General features: G+C 33.3%; 1 protein-coding gene. It reads left to right on the top strand.

All coding sequences use genetic code 11. From position 1 onward, the window contains the following. Positions 1–273: 273 nt before the first annotated feature. A partial coding sequence (locus G3O09_RS22075) for a hypothetical protein (protein WP_163103582.1) occupies positions 274–1,030 on the top strand: 757 nt, incomplete at its 3' end.

The raw sequence follows: 1,030 nt of genomic DNA, 5'->3' as shown, positions 1-1,030 counted from the left end.
TTCTTTAATTTAATTATAGCACATATGGATTAAAAATAATACATTTTAGTCCTTAAATGTTATAATTTTATTCCTGTACAAATCAGTTGGTTTCAACATTTTGAATAATATTCGAGGTCGTACCTATAATTTATTAACAACTCACTAAAAGATTATTGGTGTTTCCCAATCTCAAAATTGTTGAAAAAAGCAATAAAATGAAGAATTATTTCTGTATCTGATTAATAATGATTAATTTATAATTTAAACATTAGGTTCTTAGGAGGAGATCAAATGTCCTTTAAAAAGGTAAAGAGCAACTTAACTATCATAGTCACTAGTGCTATTTTAGCAATTGTCTTTCCTATAACACTTTTTGCTGAAGAAAATTCAATTGGACCAGAGACGATTGGAACCTACACAATAGTCACAGAGGAAGAAGAAGCACAAATAGAAGTAACAAATGAAGTGAATAACTCTTTTGACAAAACTTATATTGGGGAACCTGAAATTACTCTTCCTAGCTCTGAACAATTATCAAAGTCTGGGGGACCAGCCGAAATCCCTCCTTATTATGAGGCCCCAGCATATCCTGATGGAACTACTTCAATAAGTAATTATGCTTATAGTAATGGGACATTAATCAAACAAGATACCGAAGAGGGTGTATTAAACAACATATGGAGTAAGGGTATGTATGTAGCCGGATATATCTTTAAAACAGTAGGCGGACTTGTTATTGATGCTGCGGATGCTGCACTTACAACTATTGATAAAAGTCGTGGTTCAACTGTCTACACATATAAGTCATACCGTTATATTGGAAAAGAGGTTAGAGTATATGATCACCCAAGTTGGATAAAATGGTACGAAGCTAAATCACGTCAAAACTTCGCGCACAGCTTATCAACCTGGGTTAATACTGCTGGCTATACGAAAACAAAGTCTATTGATTACGATTACGACAATGGTTTTAGCCCCGTAAAAACAGAGTTTTCTACTAATTATAATAACAGTAGTGTTTTAAAGAATCGCGCTTGGACGAATTGGT

Source organism: Peribacillus alkalitolerans, assembly GCF_010882125.1.
Classification (GTDB): domain Bacteria; phylum Bacillota; class Bacilli; order Bacillales; family DSM-1321; genus Bacillus_BN; species Bacillus_BN alkalitolerans.
The sequence above is the reverse complement of the archived record's forward strand: the minus strand, read 5'-3'. Positions and strand labels throughout refer to the sequence as shown.